The sequence below is a fragment of the Archangium lansingense genome, from assembly GCF_026626635.1.
Classification (GTDB): domain Bacteria; phylum Myxococcota; class Myxococcia; order Myxococcales; family Myxococcaceae; genus Archangium; species Archangium lansingense.
Genome location: NZ_JAPNKA010000001.1, coordinates 1,067,160 through 1,086,960 on the forward strand (window position 1 = coordinate 1,067,160; position 19,801 = coordinate 1,086,960).

Below are 19,801 nucleotides of genomic sequence, written 5' to 3' on the forward strand. Positions count from 1 at the left end.
CCATGTGGCACGAGCGGCGCCGGAGTGCCAGCACGATTGGCGGTGATGAAGGAGGACGGAGCCGCGACGCGCCCGGCTCCGCCCGGCCAAGGGTCACTACTCGTCGAGGATGGAGGAGAACTGGCCGCGGATCTCCCCTTCGTTGTGGTTCATGGTGTGGATGTTCACGTAGAAGCGCCCGGCCTCGAAGGCGTCCTTCTCCGAGTCGGTGAGCTTCTTGGTGCCGCTGAAGCTCCCGTTGCTGGCGTTGACGGTGAGGTTGAAGACGATGGGGCCGTTCGCGCCCACGGCTTCGTTGTGGACATGGGCCGAGCTGCCGGACACCTCGTGCAGGGCGCTCGACAGCCCGCTGAAGGTGCCGTTGACGGAGAGCTCATCTCCATCGAGCGTGGCGTTGGCCGTGCCGCTCGCGGTGGTCGTCACCGGGGGGACCTCGTTCTCTCCCTTGAGCGTGGTGGTGGACACGGACGATTTTCCACAGCCGGTCATCCCCAGCAGCCCGGCTCCGAGGACTGCCAACACCGCCCAGCGCTTCGTGTCACGCATGTGCATCAGTGTCTCCTGTCTGTCCGCCAGGGCTCATGGGGGCCCGGGGTGGGCCTGGAGCCCAGCGGCCGGGCAACATGTCTAAAGGACTTCCCCGCCACGATTGCTCCAGGGAGGAAGTGAAGTGCCCGGTACCGTGCACTCTATGTCCAGGCCCCTCCTTGCCGGGGCCTTGTTTCTTGGTCTTGCAAGGATGGGGAGGCGCCAGGGGTTGTTCTTACAGGGGGCGCGGAAAATCCCACCGACTGTTTGGGGCGAGGGACCCTGCCGCGTGTATCGTGCGGCCGGACGCGTAGCCCCCTCGGAGTGATGCAGCCATGGCTCTCGATCTCTCTTCCCTGCTTGGCCCTCGACGGGACGACACCGTCGGTACGATGGTGCGTGGCCTCATCGGCAGCGAAATCCTCCGCATCGCGGGGGAGATCCGCGAACTGGTGTCACAGGGGAAACAGGTGTGCAATCTCACCGTGGGAGACTTCAGCCCCCGCGAGTTCCCCATTCCCGCCGCGTTGGGCGAGGCCATCGCCACGGCACTGAATGCGGGCGAGACGAACTACCCTCCCTCGGACGGTGTGCTGTCGCTGCGGCAGGCGGTGGTGCGCTTCTATGAGCGCGCGCTGGGCCTGAAGTATCCGCTGGAGAGCGTGCTCATCGCCGGCGGCGCGCGGCCAGTCATCTACGCCATCTTCCGCGCGGTGGTGGATCCGGGCGAGACGGTCATCTACCCGGTGCCCTCGTGGAACAACAACCACTACTCATACATGGTGGGGGCGAAGGCCGTGGAGGTGGTGACGAGCCCCGAGCACGGCTTCATGCCCACGGTGGAGCAACTTGCGCCGCACCTGCCGGAGGCTCGGCTGCTATGCCTGTGCAGCCCGCTCAACCCCACGGGAACGATGATCTCCCCCGAGGCCCTGCGGGACATTGGCCAGCGCGTGGTGGAGGAGAATCGCAAGCGCGAGGCGCAGGGGCGCAAGCCGCTCATCGTGATGTACGACCATATTTACTGGACGCTGACGTTCGGGCAGGCGAAGCACGTGACGCCGCTGGAGCTGGTGCCGGAGCTGGCGCCGTACACGGTGTTCGTGGATGGAATCTCGAAGGCGTTCGCGGCCACGGGCGTGCGCGTGGGCTGGTCGCTGGGGCCGCCGTCCATCATCTCGCGGATGAAGGATGTGCTGGGGCACGTGGGGGCGTGGGCGCCCAAGGCCGAGCAGGTGGCGGTGGCGCGTTTCCTGGATGATGTGCCGGCGGTGACGGGCTACCTGGAGACGATGAAGCGGCGGGTGGACGAGCGGCTGGTGGCGCTGCACCAGGGCTTCTCGGCGATGAAGGCGGCGGGGTTGCCGGTGCGCTCCATCGCGCCGCAGGGGGCCATCTATCTGTCGGCGCAGTTCGATCTCATTGGCAAGGCGGGGCTGCGGACGAACGACGACATCCGCAAGCTGCTGCTGGACAAGGCGGGCTTCGCGCTGGTGCCCTTCCAGGCCTTCGGGTTGAAGACGGACACGGGCTGGTTCCGGCTGTCGGTGGGCGCCGTGTCCATGGAGGAGATCCAGGCAGCGCTACCGAGGGTGGAAGCGGTGCTGCGCGAGGTGGTGGGCAGGTAGCGCGCCGGGCCCCTGTTCCTGTGTCTTGGCTGGTATGTGCCTGGAGGCTCGGGAATAGTGCCTGTGTGCCGTAGTTGGAGGCGGCACGCTCGGAGGGGGGCCAACCCCTTCCCGAGAGCCCCCAGACAGCACCGGCACCCATGCTCAAGAGATTCGTGAACGTGAAGGACGAGGAGGTGGGGTCGGTCCTGCTCTCCTTCCTCTACTTCTTCACGCTGATGTGCGGCTACGCCATCCTCAAGCCGCTGCGAGATGCGATGGCCATTGAGGGGGGCGTGAAGAAGGTTCCCTGGCTCATCACCGCCGGCTTCGGGGTGATGTTGCTCGCGGTTCCGGTCTTCTCCGCGCTGGTGTCTCGCTGGCCGAGGCGGCGCGTCATTCCGCTCGTCTACCGTTTCTTCTTGTTCAACCTCCTGGGCTTCTTCGTGCTGCTGAAGCTGGGCGTGGTGGAGCGCGAGTGGGTGGCGCGGGCCTTCTTCGTCTGGGTGGGGGTCTACAACCTCTTCGTCGTCTCCATCTTCTGGAGCTTCATGGCGGACCTGTTCTCGACCGAGCAGGGCCGACGTCTTTTTGGCTTCATCGCCGCGGGAGGCACGGCGGGGATGATCGTCGGACCCCTGCTGGCCACCACGCTGGTGGGGCCGCTGGGTCCCGTCAACCTGATGCTCCTCTCCGTGGCGCTGCTGGAGGGCAGCGCCTGGTGCGTGTGGCTGCTCTCCCGTCGGGCCGCGGTCGTGCAACCCCAGGCGGCGGCAGGTGAGGCCCCAGTGGGGGGCAGCATCTTCGCCGGGCTACGGCTGCTGGCCACCTCGCCCTTCCTGCTGCTCCTGGGGCTGCAGACGGTCCTCTATACCCTCACCTCCACGTTCCTCTATTTCCAGCAGCTCCGCCTGATAGAGGCCACGGCCAATGGTCTCAGCGAGTACACCGCCATCTCCGCTCGCATCGACTTGTGGGTGCAGCTCCTCACGCTCGGATTGCAGACGGTCGTGACGGGGCGGCTCATGCCGCGGCTCGGGCTGGCGGCGACGCTGTCCATCGTGCCGGTGCTCACCGTGCTCGGCTTCCTGGGCCTGGCGGCGCTGCCCACGCTCGGGGTGCTCATCGGCTTCAAGGCGCTGCGGGGCGCTTCGCACTACGCCTTCGAGCGGCCCGGACGCGAGGTGCTCTTCACCAGCCTGGACCGCGAGGCCAAGTACAAGTCCAAGAGCTTCATCGACACGGTGGTGTACCGCGCCAGTGACACGGTGAGCTCCTGGCTCAACACGGGGCTCGCGGGCCTGGGGCTGGGCATGGTGGGGCTGTCTCTGGCTGCGGTGCCCATGGCGGCGCTGTGGATTGCCGTGTCCGTGTGGCTCGCCCGGCACCAGCGCCCCGCCGCTCCCGCCGAGCCTCCACCGCTGGCTCGCACCGCGGACGCGACCCGCTGACCGCGGTGTGCGACTCGGCACGAGTTCATCCGTTTCACTCAAGGAGGGGGTAGTTCGCATGAAGCTGTCTCGCAGACGAGTGTTGCAGGGGGCCACCGCGCTGGGTTCGCTCTGGGCCACGGGGTGTGCCTCCACCAAGCTGGAGGGCGGTGAGGCGGCGAAGGCGTCCGCGCCGAAGGGGGGCGGCAAGCGCATTCTCATCCTCGGAGGCACGGGCTTCCTCGGGCCCCAGCTGGTAGAGGCGGCTCGTGCGCGTGGCCACACCGTCACGCTCTTCAACCGCGGCAAGACGCGGCCCCACCTCTTCCCGGACGTGGAGAAGCTGCAGGGGGACAGAGACCCGAAGAATGGCGATGGCCTGAAGGTGCTCGAGGGCCGCAGCTGGGATGCCGTCATCGACACCTCCGGCTACGTGCCCCGCGTGGTGCGCGCCTCGGCGGAGCTGCTGGCGCCCAACGTGGGCCACTACGTCTTCATCTCCACCATCTCCGTCTACAAGGAGATGCCCCGGCCGGGCATGGACGAGGACACGCCGCTGGCCACGGTGGAGGACCCCACCAACGAGAACGTCCGCGAGAACTACGGCGCCCTCAAGGCGCTCTGTGAGAAGGCGGCCGAGGCGGCCTTCCCCGGGCGCACCACCAACATCCGCCCCGGTCTCATCGTGGGCCCGGATGACCCCACCCAGCGCTTCACCTACTGGCCGGTGCGCGTGGCCCGGGGGGGCGAGGTGCTCGCTCCTGGCAATGGCTCGGACCTGGCGCAGTTCATCGACGTGCGCGACCTGGCCGAGTGGACGATTCTCACCATCGAGAACCGGGACATCGGCACCTTCAACGCCACCGGCCCGGCCAGGCAGCTCACCATGAAGGAGCTGCTGGAGGCCTGCAAACAGGCCAGCAACAGCGACGCCACCTTCATCTGGGCCGACACCGCCTTCCTGGAGAAGCACAACGTGAAGGCCTGGGTGGACCTGCCCGTGTGGGTGACGCCCACGGGCGAGTTGGCGGGTATGACTTCCGCCAGCAATGCCCGGGCGGTGGCGCGTGGACTGAAGTTCCGCCCCACGGTGGACACCGCGCGCGACACCCTCACCTGGTTCAACGGGCTGCCCCCGGAGCGGCAGGCGGAGCTGCAGAAGCGCGGCGGCATCACCCCGGAGCGCGAGCGCGAGGTGCTCGCCGCCTGGCACCAGCAGCAGGCCGGTTCCGCCAGCGCCCCTTGAGGGCATGACGAGGGCAAGAGCGAGGGCAAAAAATATGGGGGACGCCTCGTTTCATGCGAGGCCTCCCCCATCACTCCGACCGCGACCTCTTTGCCTTCCCCCTCTGACAGGCAGGAGTCGCCGAGCCGTCAGCCCCGGAGTCCCACCCCCGCGGGACTCCCTGGCTGGCCCCCCGGTGCACCAGGGGGGCTTAATGCAAAAGTCCTACCAGCTGTAGATGCCCCCCACGTCCACGCCCAGGTCGAGGTCGTGGCTGCGGGCCGGTTCCATCAGCTCGCCGCGGGCGGTACGGCCCGGACTGAAGTCCTGCTCTCTGACGAGCACGATGGGGGCTACCGCCAGCCGGGGAGACATCGGTCGGACCGATGCGAGGTACGTCACCCCCGTGACTACCTCGCGCAATCCATCCGTCACCCCGGCCTCTGATAGCACCGCCAACTGGGTCCGGTTCGCCCCCGCGAAAGACGCCAGTCGGGGTACCACCAGCCGGTTGCCCCCATCGCGCTCGAACTGCCCGACCGCCTTGGATGGCCGGGCCAGAGTCTTCATCACCGGCGCGTTCTGCTCCCCCCCCACGTGCAGCACCATGACCGCCTTCCCTTCGCCCCGCCGCATTCCGTGGACCTGATGACGCGTCGCCTTCATGCTGTTCTCCAGCTCGCGTTGCATGGGCTGCTCCCCCCGTGGCACGCCCGTGAGCGCGATCGGTGACAGGCGGGATATTGGCCAAAGTGCGCTCAGGAGTTTTCCTCGCAGACGCCAACCGCTTGCGTAAGCGCGCCAAGCCATGCGCGAGGCGCCTCCCGGGAGGGCCGTGGGGCGATCGGACTGACACTCCGTGCCAGCCCGCCCGCACTCCGAGCAGGCAGGCGTCGGGCTGAACGGCCTTGCAGGTGGGTGGGGACGGCGCGGTATGGAGGAGGGGAGGATGCGATGAGGTGGGATGAACATGGGTGACGGAGGACGGGGCGTGCTGGCCGTGGTGGCGGAGAAGCCGTCTATGGCGCGCGACATCGCTCGAGCGCTGGGCGCTCGCGAGCAGGGCGAGGGGTGCTACCGCGGCAATGGCTACGTGGTGACCTGGGCGATTGGCCACCTGGTGGGCCTGGCCCAGCCGCACGAGATGCGGCCCGAGTGGAAGCGCTGGCAGCGGGAGCGGTTGCCCATGCTGCCGGGGGACTGGCCACTGGTGGTGGAGGAGAAGACGGCGAGCCAGTTCAAGGTGGTGCGCCGGGTGATGAACGCGCCCGAGGTGGACATCGTGGTGTGCGCCACGGACGCCGGGCGCGAGGGCGAGCTCATCTTCCGCTACATCTACGAGGCCGCCGGGTGCCGCAAGCCGGTGAAGCGGCTGTGGGTGTCGTCGCTGACGGAGGGGGCCATCCGCGATGGCTTCCGGTTGCTGCGGCCGGGGCGCGACTACGAGCCGCTGGCGGACGCAGCGAAGGGGCGCAGCCGGGCGGACTGGCTGGTGGGGATGAACCTGACGCGCCTGTACACGCTGGCGTGCGGCGGGGACATGCTGTCGGTGGGGCGGGTGCAGACGCCCACGCTGGCCATGGTGGTGGAGCGAGAGCTGGCCATTCGCGACTTCGTCCCGAAGGACTACCTGGAGATTCTGGCCACCTTCGGTCCGGCGGGTCGCGAGGGGCCGCCGGGGAGCTACCAGGGGACCTGGTTCCGTCCCGCGGAGCCGGGCAAGGAGAAGGAGTGGGACGCGCGCGAGGCGCGGCGTCTGCCGGCGGATGGCAAAGAGGCCGGGCGCATCGTCGAGCGCGTGAAGGCGGGCCGCGCCGCCGTGGAGTCCGTCACCTCCGAGACGAAGCGGATGGCGCCGCCGCTGCTCTATGATTTGACGGAGCTGCAGCGCCACGCCAACCGGTTGTATGGCTTCAGCGCCCAGCGCACCCTGGAGCTGGCGCAAGCGCTGTACGAGAAGCACAAGCTGCTGAGCTACCCGCGCACCTCCAGCCGGCACCTCTCCAAGCAAATCTCAGAGACGCTGCCGGACGTGGTGCGCGCCATCCGCGGGCCGTGGGAGGCGTTGCTCGCGCCAGGGACCGGGGACCGCCCGCTGGGGCGCCGCTTCGTGGACGACGCGAAGGTGACGGACCACCACGCCATCATCCCCACGACGACCTCGCCGGAGAGCGCGAGGCTGTCCCAAGACGAGCGGCATATCTATGAGCTCGTCTGTCGGCGGCTGCTGGCGGCCTGGCACGAGGAGTTCGTCTGGTCGGTGACGACCGTCATCACCGCCGTCACCTCGCCCGTGGTGGGCGAAGGCGTGCCGGAGGTGGACCGCTTCCACAGCGCGGGCACGATGGTGGTGCGCGAGGGCTGGAAGGTGCTGGACGTGGGAGGAGGGCAGAAGGCCCCGAAGCCACGCGAGGCGGGGAAGAAGGGGAGCGAGGCCGAGGCGGAGGAGCCGGAGGACGAGCAGGAGCTGCCACCGGGGCTGGCGAAGGGGCAGGCGCGCGCGGTGCGGGACGTGAAGCCGGTGACGAAGCGGACGCGGCCGCCGCCTCGGCTCACGGATGCGAGCCTGCTGACGGCGATGGAGTCGGCGGGGCGGGCGCTGGACGACAAGGAGCTGGCGGACGCGATGCGAGAGTCGGGGCTGGGCACACCGGCCACGCGCGCGGCGATCATCGAGACGCTGCTGGATCGCGGCTACCTGGTGAGGCGGGGCAAGTCCTTCGAGGCGACGGAGAAGGGAATCGGGCTCATCCGGGTGGTGCATCCGGACGTGAAGAGCCCAGCGATGACGGGGCAGTGGGAGGCATGGCTGCAGCGCATCGAGCAGGGAAGTGGGGACCTGGAGTCCTTCCTGAGAGGAATCGAGGCCTACATCATCGAAGTGGTGGGCAAGGTGCCGCCCAACCTCCTCATGCCCCATGTGGCCACAGGCGCAGCCACTTCCAGAGCGCCCACCCACCCAAGAGAGACAAATACCCCAAATACCCCTCGCCCACCGGGAGAGGGACGGGGTGAGGGTGCGACGGGTCCCAGGTTGCCCCCGCGTGAATCCCCTCTCCCTCTGGGAGAGGGTCAGGGTGAGGGTCTGTCCCAGCCGAGGCGCAACCAGGTATCCGCCGAGCCCCTCGCATCTCCCAAGAACACCGCGCGTCCCGCGCTCACCCTCACCTCTCCGAGCTCAATCCCAAGCCCGAACACGGTGAGGCCCGAGCGCACTTCGCGCCAGCCCACGAGGCCGTCCGAGCTGCGCGGGCTACTGAAGGAGGTCTTCGGCTTCGCGGACTTCCGGCCGTACCAGGAGGCGGTGTGCCGCGCGGCGACGGAAGGCAAGGATCTGCTGCTGGTGATGCCGACGGGAGCGGGCAAGTCGCTGTGCTACCAGCTTCCCGGGCTCGCGCGGGCGGGGACGACGCTGGTCATCAGCCCACTCATCGCGCTGATGGAGGACCAGGTGGCGCGGCTCCAGTCGCTCGGGCTGGCGGCGGAGCGCATCCACTCGGGGCGGGACAGGGCCACCTCCCGCCAGGTGTGCGCGGACTACTTGGAGGGGCGGCTGGACTTCCTCTTCATCGCGCCCGAGCGTCTCGGGGTGCCGGGCTTCGTGGAGCTGCTGGCCCGGCGCACGCCCGCGCTGGTGGCGGTGGACGAGGCCCACTGCATCTCCCAGTGGGGGCACGACTTCCGTCCGGACTACCGGCTGCTGGGGGCCCGGCTGCCGATGCTGCGTCCCTCGCCCGTCATCGCGCTCACCGCCACCGCAACCCCGGATGTGCAGCGTGACATCGTTCAGCAGCTCGGGCTCGAGGGCGCGGGAAGCGCTCCCGCGCGTACCTTCATCCACGGCTTCCGGCGCACCAATATCGCCATCGAGGTGCGCGAGCTCAACCCGAGCCAGCGCTCCGATGCCATCCGCGAGCTGCTCGCCGATCCCTCGAACCGTCCGGCCATCGTCTATGCGTCCACGCGCAAGCATGCGGAGCGGTACGCGGAGGAGCTCGGCATGGACTTCCGCGCGGGCACCTACCACGCGGGCATGAGCGCCTCGGAGCGCGACGAAGTGCAGTCCTCGTTCCTCGGGGGCCGGCTGGAGGTCATCGTCGCGACGACGGCCTTCGGCATGGGCATCGACAAGGCGGACGTGCGCACCGTGGTGCATTCCGCGCTGCCGGCGAGCGTGGAGGGCTACTACCAGGAGCTGGGCCGCGCGGGCCGGGATGGGAAGCCCTCGCGCGCGGTGCTGCTGCACTCCTTCATCGACCGGCGCACGCACGAGTTCTTCCACGAGCGCGACTACCCCGAGCCCTCCGTCCTCGAGCGCATCTACCGCGCCGCTCGCGACGAGTCGGAGCCCAAGGAGTCGCTAGCGGCCCGAGCACGCGTGTCAGTGGACTCCTTCGACAAGGCGCTCGAACAGCTGTGGATTCACGGTGGCGTGGAGGTGAGCCCGGACGAGTCGGTGCGTCGCGGGCGGACGGGCTGGGCGGCCTCGTACGCGGCGCAGCGCGAGCACAAGCAGTCCCAGCTCGAGCACATGGCCCGCTACGCCGAGGCACACGGGTGCCGGATGCGGCACCTGGTGGCGCACTTCGGCGACGTGCAGGACACCGGCGCTCCCTGCGGCCTGTGCGACGTCTGCGCCCCCGATTCCTGCGCCACCCTGCGCTTCGTCGAGCCCACCTCCACCGAGCTCCACGCGCTCGGGCGCATTCTCGAGGCGCTCCACGAGCGCGATGGCCAGGCCACTGGTCGGCTCCACCGAGAGCTGTTCGGCGAGGCGCTGCCCCGCCGCGACTTCGAGCGGCTCCTCGGGGGGTTGGTGCGCGCCGGGCTCGTGCATCTGTCCGAGGACGCCTTCGAGAAGGACGGCCAGAGCATCACCTTCCAGCGCGTGACGCTCACGCCCGAGGGCCGGCGCACGCGCGAGCCCTCTCCCGGGCAGGTGCAGTTGCCGGGGCGTCCGGAGGAGGCCCCCGCACGCAAGCGGCGCGGTTCTCGGACCAAGGGTGCTTCGGCAGGGGGGAGCCGTAAGAAGGCCTCGCGCCGAAAGCAGGCCGCCTCCGGGGGTAGGAGGAAGCGCCAGGCTCCCGAGCCGGCCGAGGTCGCCTACGAGTACGACGAGGCGCAGGACGAGACGAGTGCGACTCCGCGGGGCCGGGAGGCCTTGGCGCGAGCTCTGGATCGCTCCAGGCGCAGTGGAGCCACCTTGGGCGTGGGCACTCCCTCTCCCCAACTCGTGGAGGCGCTGAAGGCCTGGCGGCTCACCGAGGCCCGCCGCCGGCGCGTCCCCGCTTTCCGCATCCTCACCGACAAGGTGCTCGGGGCCATTGCCACCGCGTGCCCTCGGGATGGCTCGGCTCTGCAGCGCATCCACGGCGTCGGCCCCAAGCTGGCCGAGCGCTACGGGGAGGCCATCCTCTCGCTCGTTGGTCGCATGTCGTCCTGAGGCCTACAGCACCTCCGCGAATCCCATTCAAGAGGGGAGTGGCGAAGGCATTTTTCTTTATGAGAAAGTGAGCACTGTCTTCCGGCGAGGGCAGCGCCTTGCCGCCGGAAACGCTTTCCTGGCAGCGCGCCGATGAGGTGCCGAAGGGATCGTCATGTCGCCGGAGAAAGTGGTGTTTGGCACGGCCGTCGAGGCCTTGTTCGTCCGCGAGTTGGGGGCGAGCTTGTCGGACCTCGACCGGAGACGGCTGCGCGAGGCAGGGTTGGACCTGGAGAGGCCGCTCGAGGTCTCCTACCCGTTGGACGAGTGGAAGACGTTCGTGCATGTCGCTTCCCAGGCCATCTACCCGCACCTGTCTCCCGTCGAGGCGCACTGGTGGATGGGCATCCACTACATGGAGGGCTACCTGCAGACCTTCACGGGGCGCGTGGTGGCGGAGCTGGCGCCGGCGCTCGGCCCTCGGCGCATGTTGGAGCGCATCGGGCAGGACCTGCGCAGCGGCAACAACTTCAGCGAGGTGAGCCTGGTAGGGCACTCCCCGCGTCGCTTCGAGCTGTGGATGAATGACGTCCTCGATGACGTGCCCTCCTTCGCGGCGGGCTTCATTCTCCGGGCCCAGCAGCTCTCCGGTGCTCGCAACGTGCACGTGGACGTGGCCTCCTACGATGGCACCTCCTGCACCTTCGACATCCGCTGGCGCGAGGCCCAGGTCGTCAATGGTTGAGGCGGCTCGGGCCTACAGGTACGGCGACAGCAGTCGGGCGACTCCGTCCCGCAGGAGGATGGGCAGCGGCCGGTCATTGAGCTCCTCCAGCGTGAGCAGCCGTGAGCGCGACAGCCTCTCTTCGATGAGGGCGTCCAGGTGCTGGGCGAGCTGCGCGTCGTAGCACTCCACGTCGAACTCGAAGTTGAGCCGCAGCGAGCGCGGATCCCAATTCGCCGAGCCCACCAGCGACCACACCCTGTCCACCACCATCAGCTTGGTGTGGTCGAACGGTGGCGCGGAGAGGAAGACGCGGCTGTTGGGACGCATCACCTGCCAGAGCTGCGCGACAGAAGCCCACTGCACCACCGGGAGGTTGAGCTTCTCGGGCAGCACCAGATCCACCCGCACGCCCCGCAGCGCCGCCACGTTCAGCGCGGTGACGAGCGCCGAGTCCGGGATGAAGTACGGCGTGACGATGCGCACCGTGCTCCGCGCGCAGGCCAGCGCTCCCAGCAGCGTCAGGCGCAGCGTCTCGAAGTCTTCGTCCGGGCCATCTGGAATCCCTCGCGCCATCACCGGCCCCGCGGGCTCCAGCGGGGGGAACCAGGCCTCCCCGTGCAGGCGCTCCTTCGTGGTGAAGGCCCAGTCCTCGGCGAAGGTCTCTTGCAGCTGCCCCACCACCGGGCCCTCCACGCGGAAGTGCAAGTCCCTCGCGTCGCCGTGGCCGGGCAGGAAGTGCTCGCGGATGTTCATCCCCCCGGTGAAGCCCACTCGCCCGTCCACCACCAGCAGCTTGCGGTGGTTGCGCAGGTTCATGAAGGGCAGGCGCGCTGGCATCAGCGTGGGCAGGAAGCGCGCCACCTTCACCCCGGCGCGGCGCAGGCGGCCGGTGATGGGCGGCCAGTCGTAGCGCACGCCCAGCGCATCGATGAGCACCCGCACCTGCACCCCCCGCTCCACCGCCCGCCGGAGTGCATCCACGAAGCGCCGGCCCGCCTCGTCGTTGTCGAAGATGTAGCTGCACAGGGAGATGGAGGTGCGCGCCGCGTCGATGGCCTCCAACATGGCCGGGTAGGCGCCCGTGCCGGCCTCCAGGGGCACCAGTTGGTTGCCCGGCAGCAGGGGGCGGTGGCGCACTACCTCGTCCACCAGGCGAGCCAGCGAGGCCAGGTGTGCTGCCGGAGGCACTGTCGCCGCCAGTTGCTCCGGAGTGCATGCGGCCACGGCCGACTTCGGGGGGAACTGGCCGTGCTCCTGGCGCAGCGTCAGCGAGCGGGCTCGGCGGCGGATGCGGTTGATGCCCAGCAGCAGGTACAGCACCACCCCCACCAGCGGAACCAACCACACCAGTCCCACCCAGGCCACCGCCGCGCGTACGTCTCGCTTGCGCAGCACCGCGTGCCCAGTGGCCAGCAGGTTGGCCACCACCGTGAGCGCCGCCGCCACGTGGGGCCAGACCTCCAGGAACAGCGATTCCAGCCTCATCCTCCCTCCACCCGGTCCACTCGCCGGGCTCGGGAGACAATATGTGCACGCTCCTGGCCCGGGAGCGGGCAGGGGAGGGGGCCCCGTCCAGCATCCTTCAGAGCCACTCTGGAGGTAGGGCGTATACTGCTCCCCCATGGAGCTTCCGCCCAACGCGCCCATGCCCGACGTCACCCGCTTCTTCCACCCCGTCCTCTCCGCCCGCGAGCTGAAGGACAAGCCGGTGCGGGTGGAGCTCGCCGGCCGCGCCTATGCTCTCTTCCGGGACGCGCAGGGCCGCCCCGCCGCGCTCGCAGACGCCTGCCCCCACCGCATGGCCCCGCTGTCCGCCGGCCGCATCACCCGCGAGGGCCAGCTCGAGTGCCCCTACCATGGCTGGCTCTTCGACGCCGATGGCCGCGGCCGCAGCCCCAGCCAGCCCGACCTCAAGAAGTGTGACGCGCGCTCCTTCCAGCTCGTCGAGCGCTTCGGCTACCTGTGGCTCTCCGCACGCGACACGCCCTTGTCCGCCTTCCCCGACTTCGCCCCCCAGGGCTACGACTTCAACGGCTCGTTCTCCATGCTCTTCCGCGCGCCCTTGCACGTGGCGCTCGACAACTTCAGCGAGGACGAGCACACCCCCTTCGTCCACACCCGCTTGGGGTGGGACCGCTTCCAGGCGAAGGACATCGACTTCGAGGCTCACAACTTCGAGGATCGCACCGAGGTTCGCTACCGCGCTCCCCAGCGGCGCTCCTTCCTGATTCCCCTGCTGCTGCTGCGCAACGGCGACTTCTTCCACAACCACTGGGTGACGCGCTTCGATCCCGTGCGCACCGACTACACCATCACCTGGACGGGCCCCGCCGGTGAGCAGCGCCCCTTCACCAACCGCGCCATCATCTTCTTCGTGCCGGAGACGGCGGCCACTACGCGCCTGCACGTCTTCTCCTTCGGCCTGCTCCACGACGAGCGCCTGCGCCCGCTGATGCCCGTGGTGCGTCGGGCCGCGCTCGCCCTGGCCTGGTACGAGGTCCGCGACGACGCCCGCTTCATCCCCCTGGTGGCCCACACCCCCTACAGCATGAAGGGCATGCGGCTGGGCAAGTACGACAAGCCCCTCATCCATCACCGCAAGCTGCTCGAGCGCATCTACTTCGCCCAGGGCGAGGACGCCTCTCCACCCATCAAGCTGCCCGAGGCCGCCAACGGCTGAGCGCCGCCCCGCGTCGGGCGGGCCTCCCACTCCAGGACTGGCCCCAAGACACCCGCTGGCTGATTCCCGGGTGTGTGGTTTGCCTTCAAAATGTTGAAGGCAATAAAGTTTGAGGGTAAAGTATGGCGCTGTCTGGGAGCTTTGCCGGCTCGGCAGGGCTGTAACTCGATGCTGTAGCTGTAGTTGGGCAGGTGTGTGGCCACTCTCGTTTCCGGAGGGTCTACCCGGTACGGGAGCCGTGTGCCCACTGTCCGATTCAGCAACAGCGGCGTCTGATTCCCGGACGATCAAAATGTTATTGGCCCAATCCCTTGGAATAACAGGGGATTTCCGGCGGGAATGTCAGAGCACTTTACGCGGAAGCACGGAGGGTCTGGAGTGACCACACTCCACAGCTATTCGCGTTATTTCCGCTAAGCCCTCGATTTCCGGTGAGCCCGGCTGTTGGCCCGGGGGTTGCTCAAGGGAAGGGGCGCGAGGTCGCGGCTGGTACCCCAGGCGGCCACGTCCAACCCCACGTCGTTCCCCGAAAGAAGAAACCCCCATGCGTAAGCTTTCCATGGCCCTGCTGGCCGGTGTTGCTCTCGTTGGTTGCGGTGGCCCCGAGGCCTCCGAGACCCGTATCCCCTCGTTCGAGGAGTTCAAGGCCTCGGCCATCAACGACGAGGGCAACGTGTACGTCGTCAACGGCGACGAGGCCGTTGAGGGCGTCGAGGGCCTGCAGGCGTACTACGACAACTTCGTCGCCAACGGCGACGTGGGCGCCACCCAGGATGGCCTGGCCGTGTACTACATCGGCGGCGACATCAAGTGGAGCAGCACGCAGAAGATGAACCTCACCTACTGCATCAGCTCCTCCTCCTTCGGCACCCGCTACAGCACCATGGTGAGCGCGATGAACAGCGCCACCGCGGCCTGGGAGGCCACGGCCAGCGTGAACTTTGTCCACTCCACCACCTACGACTCGAACTGCACCGCGTCCCAGGCGGGCGTGCTCTTCGACGTGCGCATGGTGAGCGGCCAGAGCTACCTGGCTCGCGCGTTCTTCCCGAACTCCAGCCGCTCGGCCCGCAACGTCCTCGTGGACAGCAGCTCCTTCGGCAGCATCTCGCCCTGGACCCTGACGGGCATCCTGCGCCACGAGCTGGGCCACGTGCTCGGCTTCCGCCACGAGCACACCCGCTCCAGCGCCTCGGGTTGCTACGAGGACAGCCAGTGGCGCGCGCTGACCACCACCTACGACCGCTCCTCCGTCATGCACTACCCCCAGTGCAACGGCACCCAGACGGGCGACCTCGTGCTGACCACCCTGGACAAGCAGGGCGCCCGCGCGCTGTACCCGTAATCCGTCCGCTCGTCTGAGCTGACAGGGCCGGGGATGCACGCCTCCACGTGGGGCGGGGCGTCTCCGGCCTCGTCGTTTTTCACGCCGGGGGTGGCGAGGCCTCCTCGTGCACCTCCTGCGACTCGAAGTAGATGAGCGTCTTCACGTGGTCCGTGTCCTCGATGTCGAGGCACTCGAGCTCCCCACTGTCGCTCTCCTCGGCCCAGACGTGCTCCGGGTGCAGAATCCGATGGGTGAGCTCCTCGCCGGGCCGGCCCACCGTCACCTCGATGGCGCCCTGGTCGCTGCCCTTCTCTTCGATGGAGATCTCCACCAGCGGTAGGTCCCGAGCCACCGTCTGCTCGCCGAGCTCCGGACCGCCGGCCTGGATGCGGACCTGCTGGTCGCGCTCGATGGTGCTCAGCAGGAGGAGGTAGTCGGCCCACCCCTCACGGGGAATCTCTCGCGTGTGATGCATGACGCCCTCCGCACTGGTTCCAAGGTGGGCAGCCGGAGCGGGCGCGGCCACGGGGGAAGCGGGCGAAGAGTCGGGTTTCCCACCTGTCAGGGAGGCAGGCGCACGGGCGGGCCTCGAGCCCTCGTGAGGAGGGCGGACCACGTCCCGGGGAACCACCCCGCCCGGTGAAGGGGCGGGGCAGTGGGGGCGGCGGATTACAGCGTGGGGGCGCCGATGATGTTGCCGCAGTAGGCGTTGGTGCCGCAGGTGGTGCCCTTGCTGGTGTACCAGGCCGACTTGCGGGTGGCGTACTGGCGGTTGTCCGCGTGCACGTGCGGGCCGGTGGCCTGGCCGGTGCCGCCCACGAGGCCGAGCGCACAGCCGTCGCACGTCTTCGAGCCGGAGCTGACGTTGGCGTAGAAGTGGAGCTGGCGGAAGTCCCAGCCGTTGGCGCCGGTGACGACGTAGTAGTTGCCCGCGCCGCCGTTACAGGTGGAGCCGTAGCAGGCGCCCGCACAGCCACCGAAGTACTGGTAGTAGTAGCTGCCGGCCAGCATGCCGCGGTGGTTCCACTCGTTGCACGAGCCGTTGCCGATATCGAGCGCGGTGTGGCTGCTGCCCGAGCAGCTGTAGTACGTGGTCGAGTTCACGTACGCGGCGGTGTCACAGATGGGGCCCTTGGCGGTCGCGGAAACGGCCACCCCGGCCCAGCCCGCCACGAGCGCCGCGGCGGCGTACATCATCTTCTTCGCGTTCATACTTCCTCCTGAGTGCGTCACTCCGAGTGCTTCACTGCGTGAGGAACTGCCTTCCCCCCGTTACTTGCGGATGCGCTCCTTCTCGCGGAGCAGCAGGTGCCACTCCTGCAAGCCCAGGCCGAGCGCGGACTGCCAGGCGTCGATCTCCGGGTCCAACCCCGGTGCCACGCCGCGCAGCGACTCGAGCGTGGCCCGCGCGCTGCCCATGCCCAGCCGGGCGATGCCCTGCAGCGCGGCCTTGCGCACGGCCGGGTCCTTCTCGTTGCGGTAGAGCTCGACGAGCGACTGGCGCGTGCTCGTGGCCTCGGCCCCCGGCACCCCACCGAGCGCCGTCGCCGACGCTGCACGCAGGCCCGGGTGGTCCGTGCGCAGGTTTCCACGCAGCCGCTCCACCGTGTCGTGGCCCACCCGCTCCATGGAGACCTCGGAGAGCAGCTTCGCGGCCGCCTCGGGGTCCTTGGAGGCCAGGGCCGTGGCCACAGCCGTCTCGGACACCGTCTTGTCGTGGCCGAAGTACACCTTGGCGCTCTCGTGGACGAGGTTCTCCACCACCGCCTGGCGCACCTCGGGCGCGCTGTCGCGGATGAGCTGCTCGTACGTCACCACGTTGCCGTTCTTTCCCATGGCGTCCACCGAGCCCGTCCCCTTCAGCCCGCGCACCGCCGCGGCGCGCAGGGCCGGGTCCGCGTCGCTCGCCGCACGTGTGAGCAGTGGCTGGATGAGGGAGGTGTCCTCGCTGAAGCTGGCCTTGCCTGCCAGCGCCCCGCCCAGCGCCTCCAGCACGTCCGGGTCTCTCTCCTGGTGCACGGCCGCGAGCAGCTGGTCGGCCGGCATCAGGCGGGCGGCCATCTTCAGTCGCTCCTTCACGTATTTGCGGTAGGCGGGCGAGCCCGTCTTCAGCGCCGCGCGCAGCTCGTCCACCATGCCGCTGAAGGAGCACGTCGTCTGCTGGAGGGGAGGCTCGTTGCTCCCGGCGGCGGAGGCGGTGGCGGGCAGCAGCCAGGCCGCCGAGGCGAGCAGCGCCACACGCCAGCGGGGAGAGCGGTTCATGCGACTCATTCCTTCGAAGGAGTGGGGGCTCATCAGTGCGGCGCTCCTTCCTCGACGAGGCACTGGTGGCGCTCTTCCTTGCCCAGCCAGATGCGGGCGAAGTCCACCGTGCCCTCGGCGTAGAGCTTCTGGAAGTCCTGGTAGTCCTGCAGGAAGCGCGGATCCTGCGCCGCCATCTGCGCCAGCAGCGGCAGCGCCTGGGCCCCGCCGGCACGCACGGCGAAGCGGAAGATGGCCCAACGCACGCACTCGTCCTGCTCGGCTGGGAAGGCAGTGCGGTAGGCCTCCAGGGCCTTCTCCGGCGTCTCGGTGACGGCCAGCCGGAAGGCCGCCATCTCGCGCACGTCGCGCTCCTTGTCGTTGCGCATGATGGCGCTGAGCCGCTCGATGGAGTCCTCGCCGATGATGGGGTTGGAGTAGGACGGCATCTCCAGCGCGAGCAGGCGCACGGCCATGTCCTCGGACTTCTCGCCGATGTCCATCAGCTCCTTCCAATAGGGAGCGAAGTTGCCGGTGCGCTCGTAGTCCTCCTTCATCACCCGGCCCAGGGTGCGCGTGGCCACCCAGCCCGCCGAGTCCGACGACAGGTCCATCGCCACGGCCTTCAGCCGCTGCATGTTGGCCGCGGAGAGGCGCTTCTGGGACTCGAGCGTGTCGAAGGCCGCGGCCCGGTTGACGATCTGCGCGCCCTTGTCCTCGCCCATCTTCAGCAGGCGCTCCACCACCTTGGGATCATGCACGGCGGCGGCGTCCTTGAGCGCCTCCATGTACACGCCCAGCTCCGGCTGGCCGGACTTCTCCGCCCACTCGAGCACCTGGAGCGCGCGGCTGGCGTCCCCTCCGACGAGCTCCGTGAGCCGCTCCTGGAGGTACTGCGCCAGCTCCCGGTCTCCCGCGCCCACGGCGGCGGACAGGGCCTGGCGGAACTTGTCCAGCGAGGTGTCCTTGTCGAACGCCGCGATGCCCTCCCAGCACCCCGGCATGGGCAGCACGTCCTCCTTCGGCGTGGCCTCCTCGGGTTGGGCGGAGCCCGCGGCGTTGGAGGACCCCGTGGTGCCCCGGGCCTTCCCGGTCGAGCCTTCCGCGGAGGCCGTGGAGTCCGAGGACCCCTCTCCGGCCAGATCAGAGCGGCGTGACAGCAGCGCCGCCCCGAGGACAATGAGTAACAGTGCGCCGAAGAGAACGGCGACCTTGGTGGAAGTTCGTTGCATGGTGTGAAGAACCTGTTTTCCAGGTATCACACGGAATGATTGAACTTCAAGAATTTCTCATGAAATGAGGAGCCTCCATGCCACGCCATCCCAGCTACGCCCCTTCGGTCTCGGGGATGTCGAGCTCGCTGTACTCGGCGCTCGCGGAGCGGCTCGCGAGCAGAGCCGGTGAGGTGTACCCGCTGCACGTGGGGGACACGTGGATGGAGCCGCCCGAGGGCTGCCGCATGGAGGACTTCCGGGTGGCGGAGTACCCCGGGATGCATCGCTACGCGCCGGTGCAGGGGATGCCGGGGCTGCTGGGCGCCGTGGTGGAGCGGGTGCGCGCGAAGACGGGTGTGCCCACGGAGCGCTCCCAGGTGCTGGTGACGACGGGAGCCACGGGGGCGCTGGGGGCGATCATCGGAGGGCTGGTGTCGCCGGGTGAGGAGGTGCTCATCCTCGCGCCCTACTGGCCGCTCATCGCGGGCATCGTCACCGCGTTCCATGGCAAGCCGGTGCCAGTGCCCTTCCTGGACTGCGATGGCCCGGAGGCGCTGGTGGAGGCGGTGCGCGAGCGCCTCACGGAGCGCAGCGTGGCGCTCTACCTCAATACGCCCAACAACCCGTCGGGGCGGGTGCTCCCGCGCTCCTGGGTGGAGGCGCTGGCGGAGCTGGCGCGCCGCGAGGGGCTGTGGCTGCTCTCGGACGAGGTGTACGAGGACTATGTGTACGAGGGCGAGCACACCTATGCGCGTGCGCTGGCGCCGGAGCGGACGCTCTCCTCGTACTCCTTCAGCAAGGCCTACGGCATGGCGGGCAACCGGTGCGGCTACGTGGTGGGGCCCGAGGAGGCGGTGGCGCAGCTGCGCAAGGTGAGCACGCACTCCTTTTATAGTGCCCCTACCGCCGCGCAGCTGGCCGGGGAGCGCGTGCTCCGGGGCCCGGGGGATGCCTGGGTGGCCATGGCCTCCGCGCAGTACCGCGACACGGGGACGAAGGCAGCCGCGCGCCTGGGCGTTCCGCCTCCAGAGGGCAGCACCTTCCTCTTCCTGGACGTCTCCGCGCACCTGGACGCGGGGGGCCTGGCAGGGCTCTTGGAGCGGTGCGTCGAGCACAACCTGCTGGTGGCCCCGGGACCTAGCTTTGGGCCTTTCCCCCACCACATCCGGCTGTGCTTCACCTGCTCGCCGCCCGAGGTGGTGCTGCGCGGGGTGGAGGTGCTGGCGAGAATTCTAGGCCGGTAGACGCAACTTTCCCCTCCCTGATCCCGAGAATTTCTCTGAGTTTGTGAACGCGGATGGCTCGCAGCGCATCTCGATGACGCAGATGAACTACCCCATTATGTCCATCCACCAGTACCGCGGCTGAGCGGAGCCGTGCCGAGCCAGGGGGGCACTCGA

Annotated in this window: 15 protein-coding genes; 8 read left to right on the forward strand and 7 right to left on the reverse strand. The window is 68.9% G+C overall.

The annotated features are described in order from the left end of the window. Positions 1-96: 96 nt before the first annotated feature. Positions 97-546 carry a CHRD domain-containing protein gene (locus OV287_RS04315; protein WP_267532697.1) on the reverse strand — a complete coding sequence of 150 codons (450 nt, stop codon included), beginning with the start codon at positions 544-546 and terminating at the stop codon, positions 97-99. A 317-nt stretch (positions 547-863) separates the two neighbouring features. Here OV287_RS04315 and OV287_RS04320 point away from each other — a divergent pair, with 317 nt between their 5' ends. The 3 genes from OV287_RS04320 (at position 864) to OV287_RS04330 (ending at position 4,811) form a co-directional block, all read left to right on the forward strand. Next, positions 864-2,156 carry a pyridoxal phosphate-dependent aminotransferase gene (locus OV287_RS04320; protein WP_267532698.1) on the forward strand — a complete coding sequence of 431 codons (1,293 nt, stop codon included), beginning with the start codon at positions 864-866 and terminating at the stop codon, positions 2,154-2,156. A gap of 140 nt (positions 2,157-2,296) precedes the next feature. Then, positions 2,297-3,586 (forward strand): NTP/NDP exchange transporter, encoded by a 1,290-nt coding sequence (locus OV287_RS04325; protein WP_267532699.1) that lies wholly within the window; start codon positions 2,297-2,299, stop codon positions 3,584-3,586. A 58-nt stretch (positions 3,587-3,644) separates the two neighbouring features. Further along, complete coding sequence (locus OV287_RS04330) at positions 3,645-4,811, forward strand: SDR family oxidoreductase (RefSeq protein WP_267532700.1); 1,167 nt, start codon at positions 3,645-3,647, stop codon at positions 4,809-4,811. A gap of 204 nt (positions 4,812-5,015) precedes the next feature. Here OV287_RS04330 and OV287_RS04335 read toward each other — a convergent pair whose 3' ends face one another. Then, positions 5,016-5,480 (reverse strand): hypothetical protein, encoded by a 465-nt coding sequence (locus tag OV287_RS04335; protein WP_267532701.1) that lies wholly within the window; start codon positions 5,478-5,480, stop codon positions 5,016-5,018. Positions 5,481-5,754: 274 nt separating this feature from the next. On the opposite strand from OV287_RS04335, the gene OV287_RS04340 reads away from it, so the two are divergent. Together OV287_RS04340 and OV287_RS04345 are read left to right on the forward strand one after the other, a co-directional pair. Continuing rightward, positions 5,755-10,233 (forward strand): DNA topoisomerase 3, encoded by a 4,479-nt coding sequence (locus OV287_RS04340; protein WP_267532702.1) that lies wholly within the window; start codon positions 5,755-5,757, stop codon positions 10,231-10,233. Between the two features lie 154 nt (positions 10,234-10,387). Beyond that, complete coding sequence (locus OV287_RS04345) at positions 10,388-10,957, forward strand: DUF2378 family protein (RefSeq protein WP_267532703.1); 570 nt, start codon at positions 10,388-10,390, stop codon at positions 10,955-10,957. Positions 10,958-10,969: 12 nt separating this feature from the next. On the opposite strand, the gene OV287_RS04350 is transcribed toward OV287_RS04345, so the two are convergent. Beyond that, positions 10,970-12,424, reverse strand: a complete 1,455-nt coding sequence (locus OV287_RS04350; RefSeq protein WP_267532704.1) for a phospholipase D-like domain-containing protein — start codon at positions 12,422-12,424, stop codon at positions 10,970-10,972. Between the two features lie 136 nt (positions 12,425-12,560). On the opposite strand from OV287_RS04350, the gene OV287_RS04355 reads away from it, so the two are divergent. Beyond that, the gene (locus OV287_RS04355) at positions 12,561-13,619 is read left to right on the forward strand and encodes a Rieske 2Fe-2S domain-containing protein (protein WP_267532705.1); all 1,059 of its coding nucleotides are present in this window, start codon (positions 12,561-12,563) and stop codon (positions 13,617-13,619) included. 544 nt (positions 13,620-14,163) lie between these two features. Continuing rightward, the gene (locus tag OV287_RS04360) at positions 14,164-14,964 is read left to right on the forward strand and encodes a M57 family metalloprotease (RefSeq protein ID WP_267532706.1); all 801 of its coding nucleotides are present in this window, start codon (positions 14,164-14,166) and stop codon (positions 14,962-14,964) included. Positions 14,965-15,043: 79 nt separating this feature from the next. On the opposite strand, the gene OV287_RS04365 is transcribed toward OV287_RS04360, so the two are convergent. From OV287_RS04365 to OV287_RS04380, 4 genes are all read right to left on the reverse strand, one after another. Beyond that, complete coding sequence (locus OV287_RS04365; RefSeq protein ID WP_267532707.1) at positions 15,044-15,421, reverse strand: DUF5335 family protein; 378 nt, start codon at positions 15,419-15,421, stop codon at positions 15,044-15,046. Between the two features lie 194 nt (positions 15,422-15,615). Continuing rightward, on the reverse strand, positions 15,616-16,158 hold the full coding sequence (locus tag OV287_RS04370; RefSeq protein WP_267532708.1) for a peptidase M23: 543 nt from the start codon (positions 16,156-16,158) through the stop codon (positions 15,616-15,618). Positions 16,159-16,218: 60 nt separating this feature from the next. Continuing rightward, complete coding sequence (locus tag OV287_RS04375) at positions 16,219-17,208, reverse strand: HEAT repeat domain-containing protein (protein WP_267532709.1); 990 nt, start codon at positions 17,206-17,208, stop codon at positions 16,219-16,221. Between the two features lie 32 nt (positions 17,209-17,240). Continuing rightward, on the reverse strand, positions 17,241-18,419 hold the full coding sequence (locus OV287_RS04380; protein ID WP_267532710.1) for a HEAT repeat domain-containing protein: 1,179 nt from the start codon (positions 18,417-18,419) through the stop codon (positions 17,241-17,243). A 77-nt stretch (positions 18,420-18,496) separates the two neighbouring features. Here OV287_RS04380 and OV287_RS04385 point away from each other — a divergent pair, with 77 nt between their 5' ends. Further along, positions 18,497-19,645 carry a pyridoxal phosphate-dependent aminotransferase gene (locus tag OV287_RS04385; protein ID WP_267532711.1) on the forward strand — a complete coding sequence of 383 codons (1,149 nt, stop codon included), beginning with the start codon at positions 18,497-18,499 and terminating at the stop codon, positions 19,643-19,645. Positions 19,646-19,801: the final 156 nt, after the last annotated feature.

What these genes read in the sequence shown, in the direction of transcription:
- OV287_RS04315 (WP_267532697.1), bottom strand. Translation starts at nt 546, where the DNA reads ATGCGTGACACGAAGCGCTGGGCGGTGTTGGCAGTCCTCGGAGCCGGG.
- OV287_RS04320 (WP_267532698.1), top strand. Translation starts at nt 864, where the DNA reads ATGGCTCTCGATCTCTCTTCCCTGCTTGGCCCTCGACGGGACGACACC.
- OV287_RS04325 (WP_267532699.1), top strand. Translation starts at nt 2,297, where the DNA reads ATGCTCAAGAGATTCGTGAACGTGAAGGACGAGGAGGTGGGGTCGGTC.
- OV287_RS04330 (WP_267532700.1), top strand. Translation starts at nt 3,645, where the DNA reads ATGAAGCTGTCTCGCAGACGAGTGTTGCAGGGGGCCACCGCGCTGGGT.
- OV287_RS04335 (WP_267532701.1), bottom strand. Translation starts at nt 5,480, where the DNA reads ATGCAACGCGAGCTGGAGAACAGCATGAAGGCGACGCGTCATCAGGTC.
- OV287_RS04340 (WP_267532702.1), top strand. Translation starts at nt 5,755, where the DNA reads ATGAACATGGGTGACGGAGGACGGGGCGTGCTGGCCGTGGTGGCGGAG.
- OV287_RS04345 (WP_267532703.1), top strand. Translation starts at nt 10,388, where the DNA reads ATGTCGCCGGAGAAAGTGGTGTTTGGCACGGCCGTCGAGGCCTTGTTC.
- OV287_RS04350 (WP_267532704.1), bottom strand. Translation starts at nt 12,424, where the DNA reads ATGAGGCTGGAATCGCTGTTCCTGGAGGTCTGGCCCCACGTGGCGGCG.
- OV287_RS04355 (WP_267532705.1), top strand. Translation starts at nt 12,561, where the DNA reads ATGGAGCTTCCGCCCAACGCGCCCATGCCCGACGTCACCCGCTTCTTC.
- OV287_RS04360 (WP_267532706.1), top strand. Translation starts at nt 14,164, where the DNA reads ATGCGTAAGCTTTCCATGGCCCTGCTGGCCGGTGTTGCTCTCGTTGGT.
- OV287_RS04365 (WP_267532707.1), bottom strand. Translation starts at nt 15,421, where the DNA reads ATGCATCACACGCGAGAGATTCCCCGTGAGGGGTGGGCCGACTACCTC.
- OV287_RS04370 (WP_267532708.1), bottom strand. Translation starts at nt 16,158, where the DNA reads ATGAACGCGAAGAAGATGATGTACGCCGCCGCGGCGCTCGTGGCGGGC.
- OV287_RS04375 (WP_267532709.1), bottom strand. Translation starts at nt 17,208, where the DNA reads ATGAACCGCTCTCCCCGCTGGCGTGTGGCGCTGCTCGCCTCGGCGGCC.
- OV287_RS04380 (WP_267532710.1), bottom strand. Translation starts at nt 18,419, where the DNA reads ATGCAACGAACTTCCACCAAGGTCGCCGTTCTCTTCGGCGCACTGTTA.
- OV287_RS04385 (WP_267532711.1), top strand. Translation starts at nt 18,497, where the DNA reads ATGCCACGCCATCCCAGCTACGCCCCTTCGGTCTCGGGGATGTCGAGC.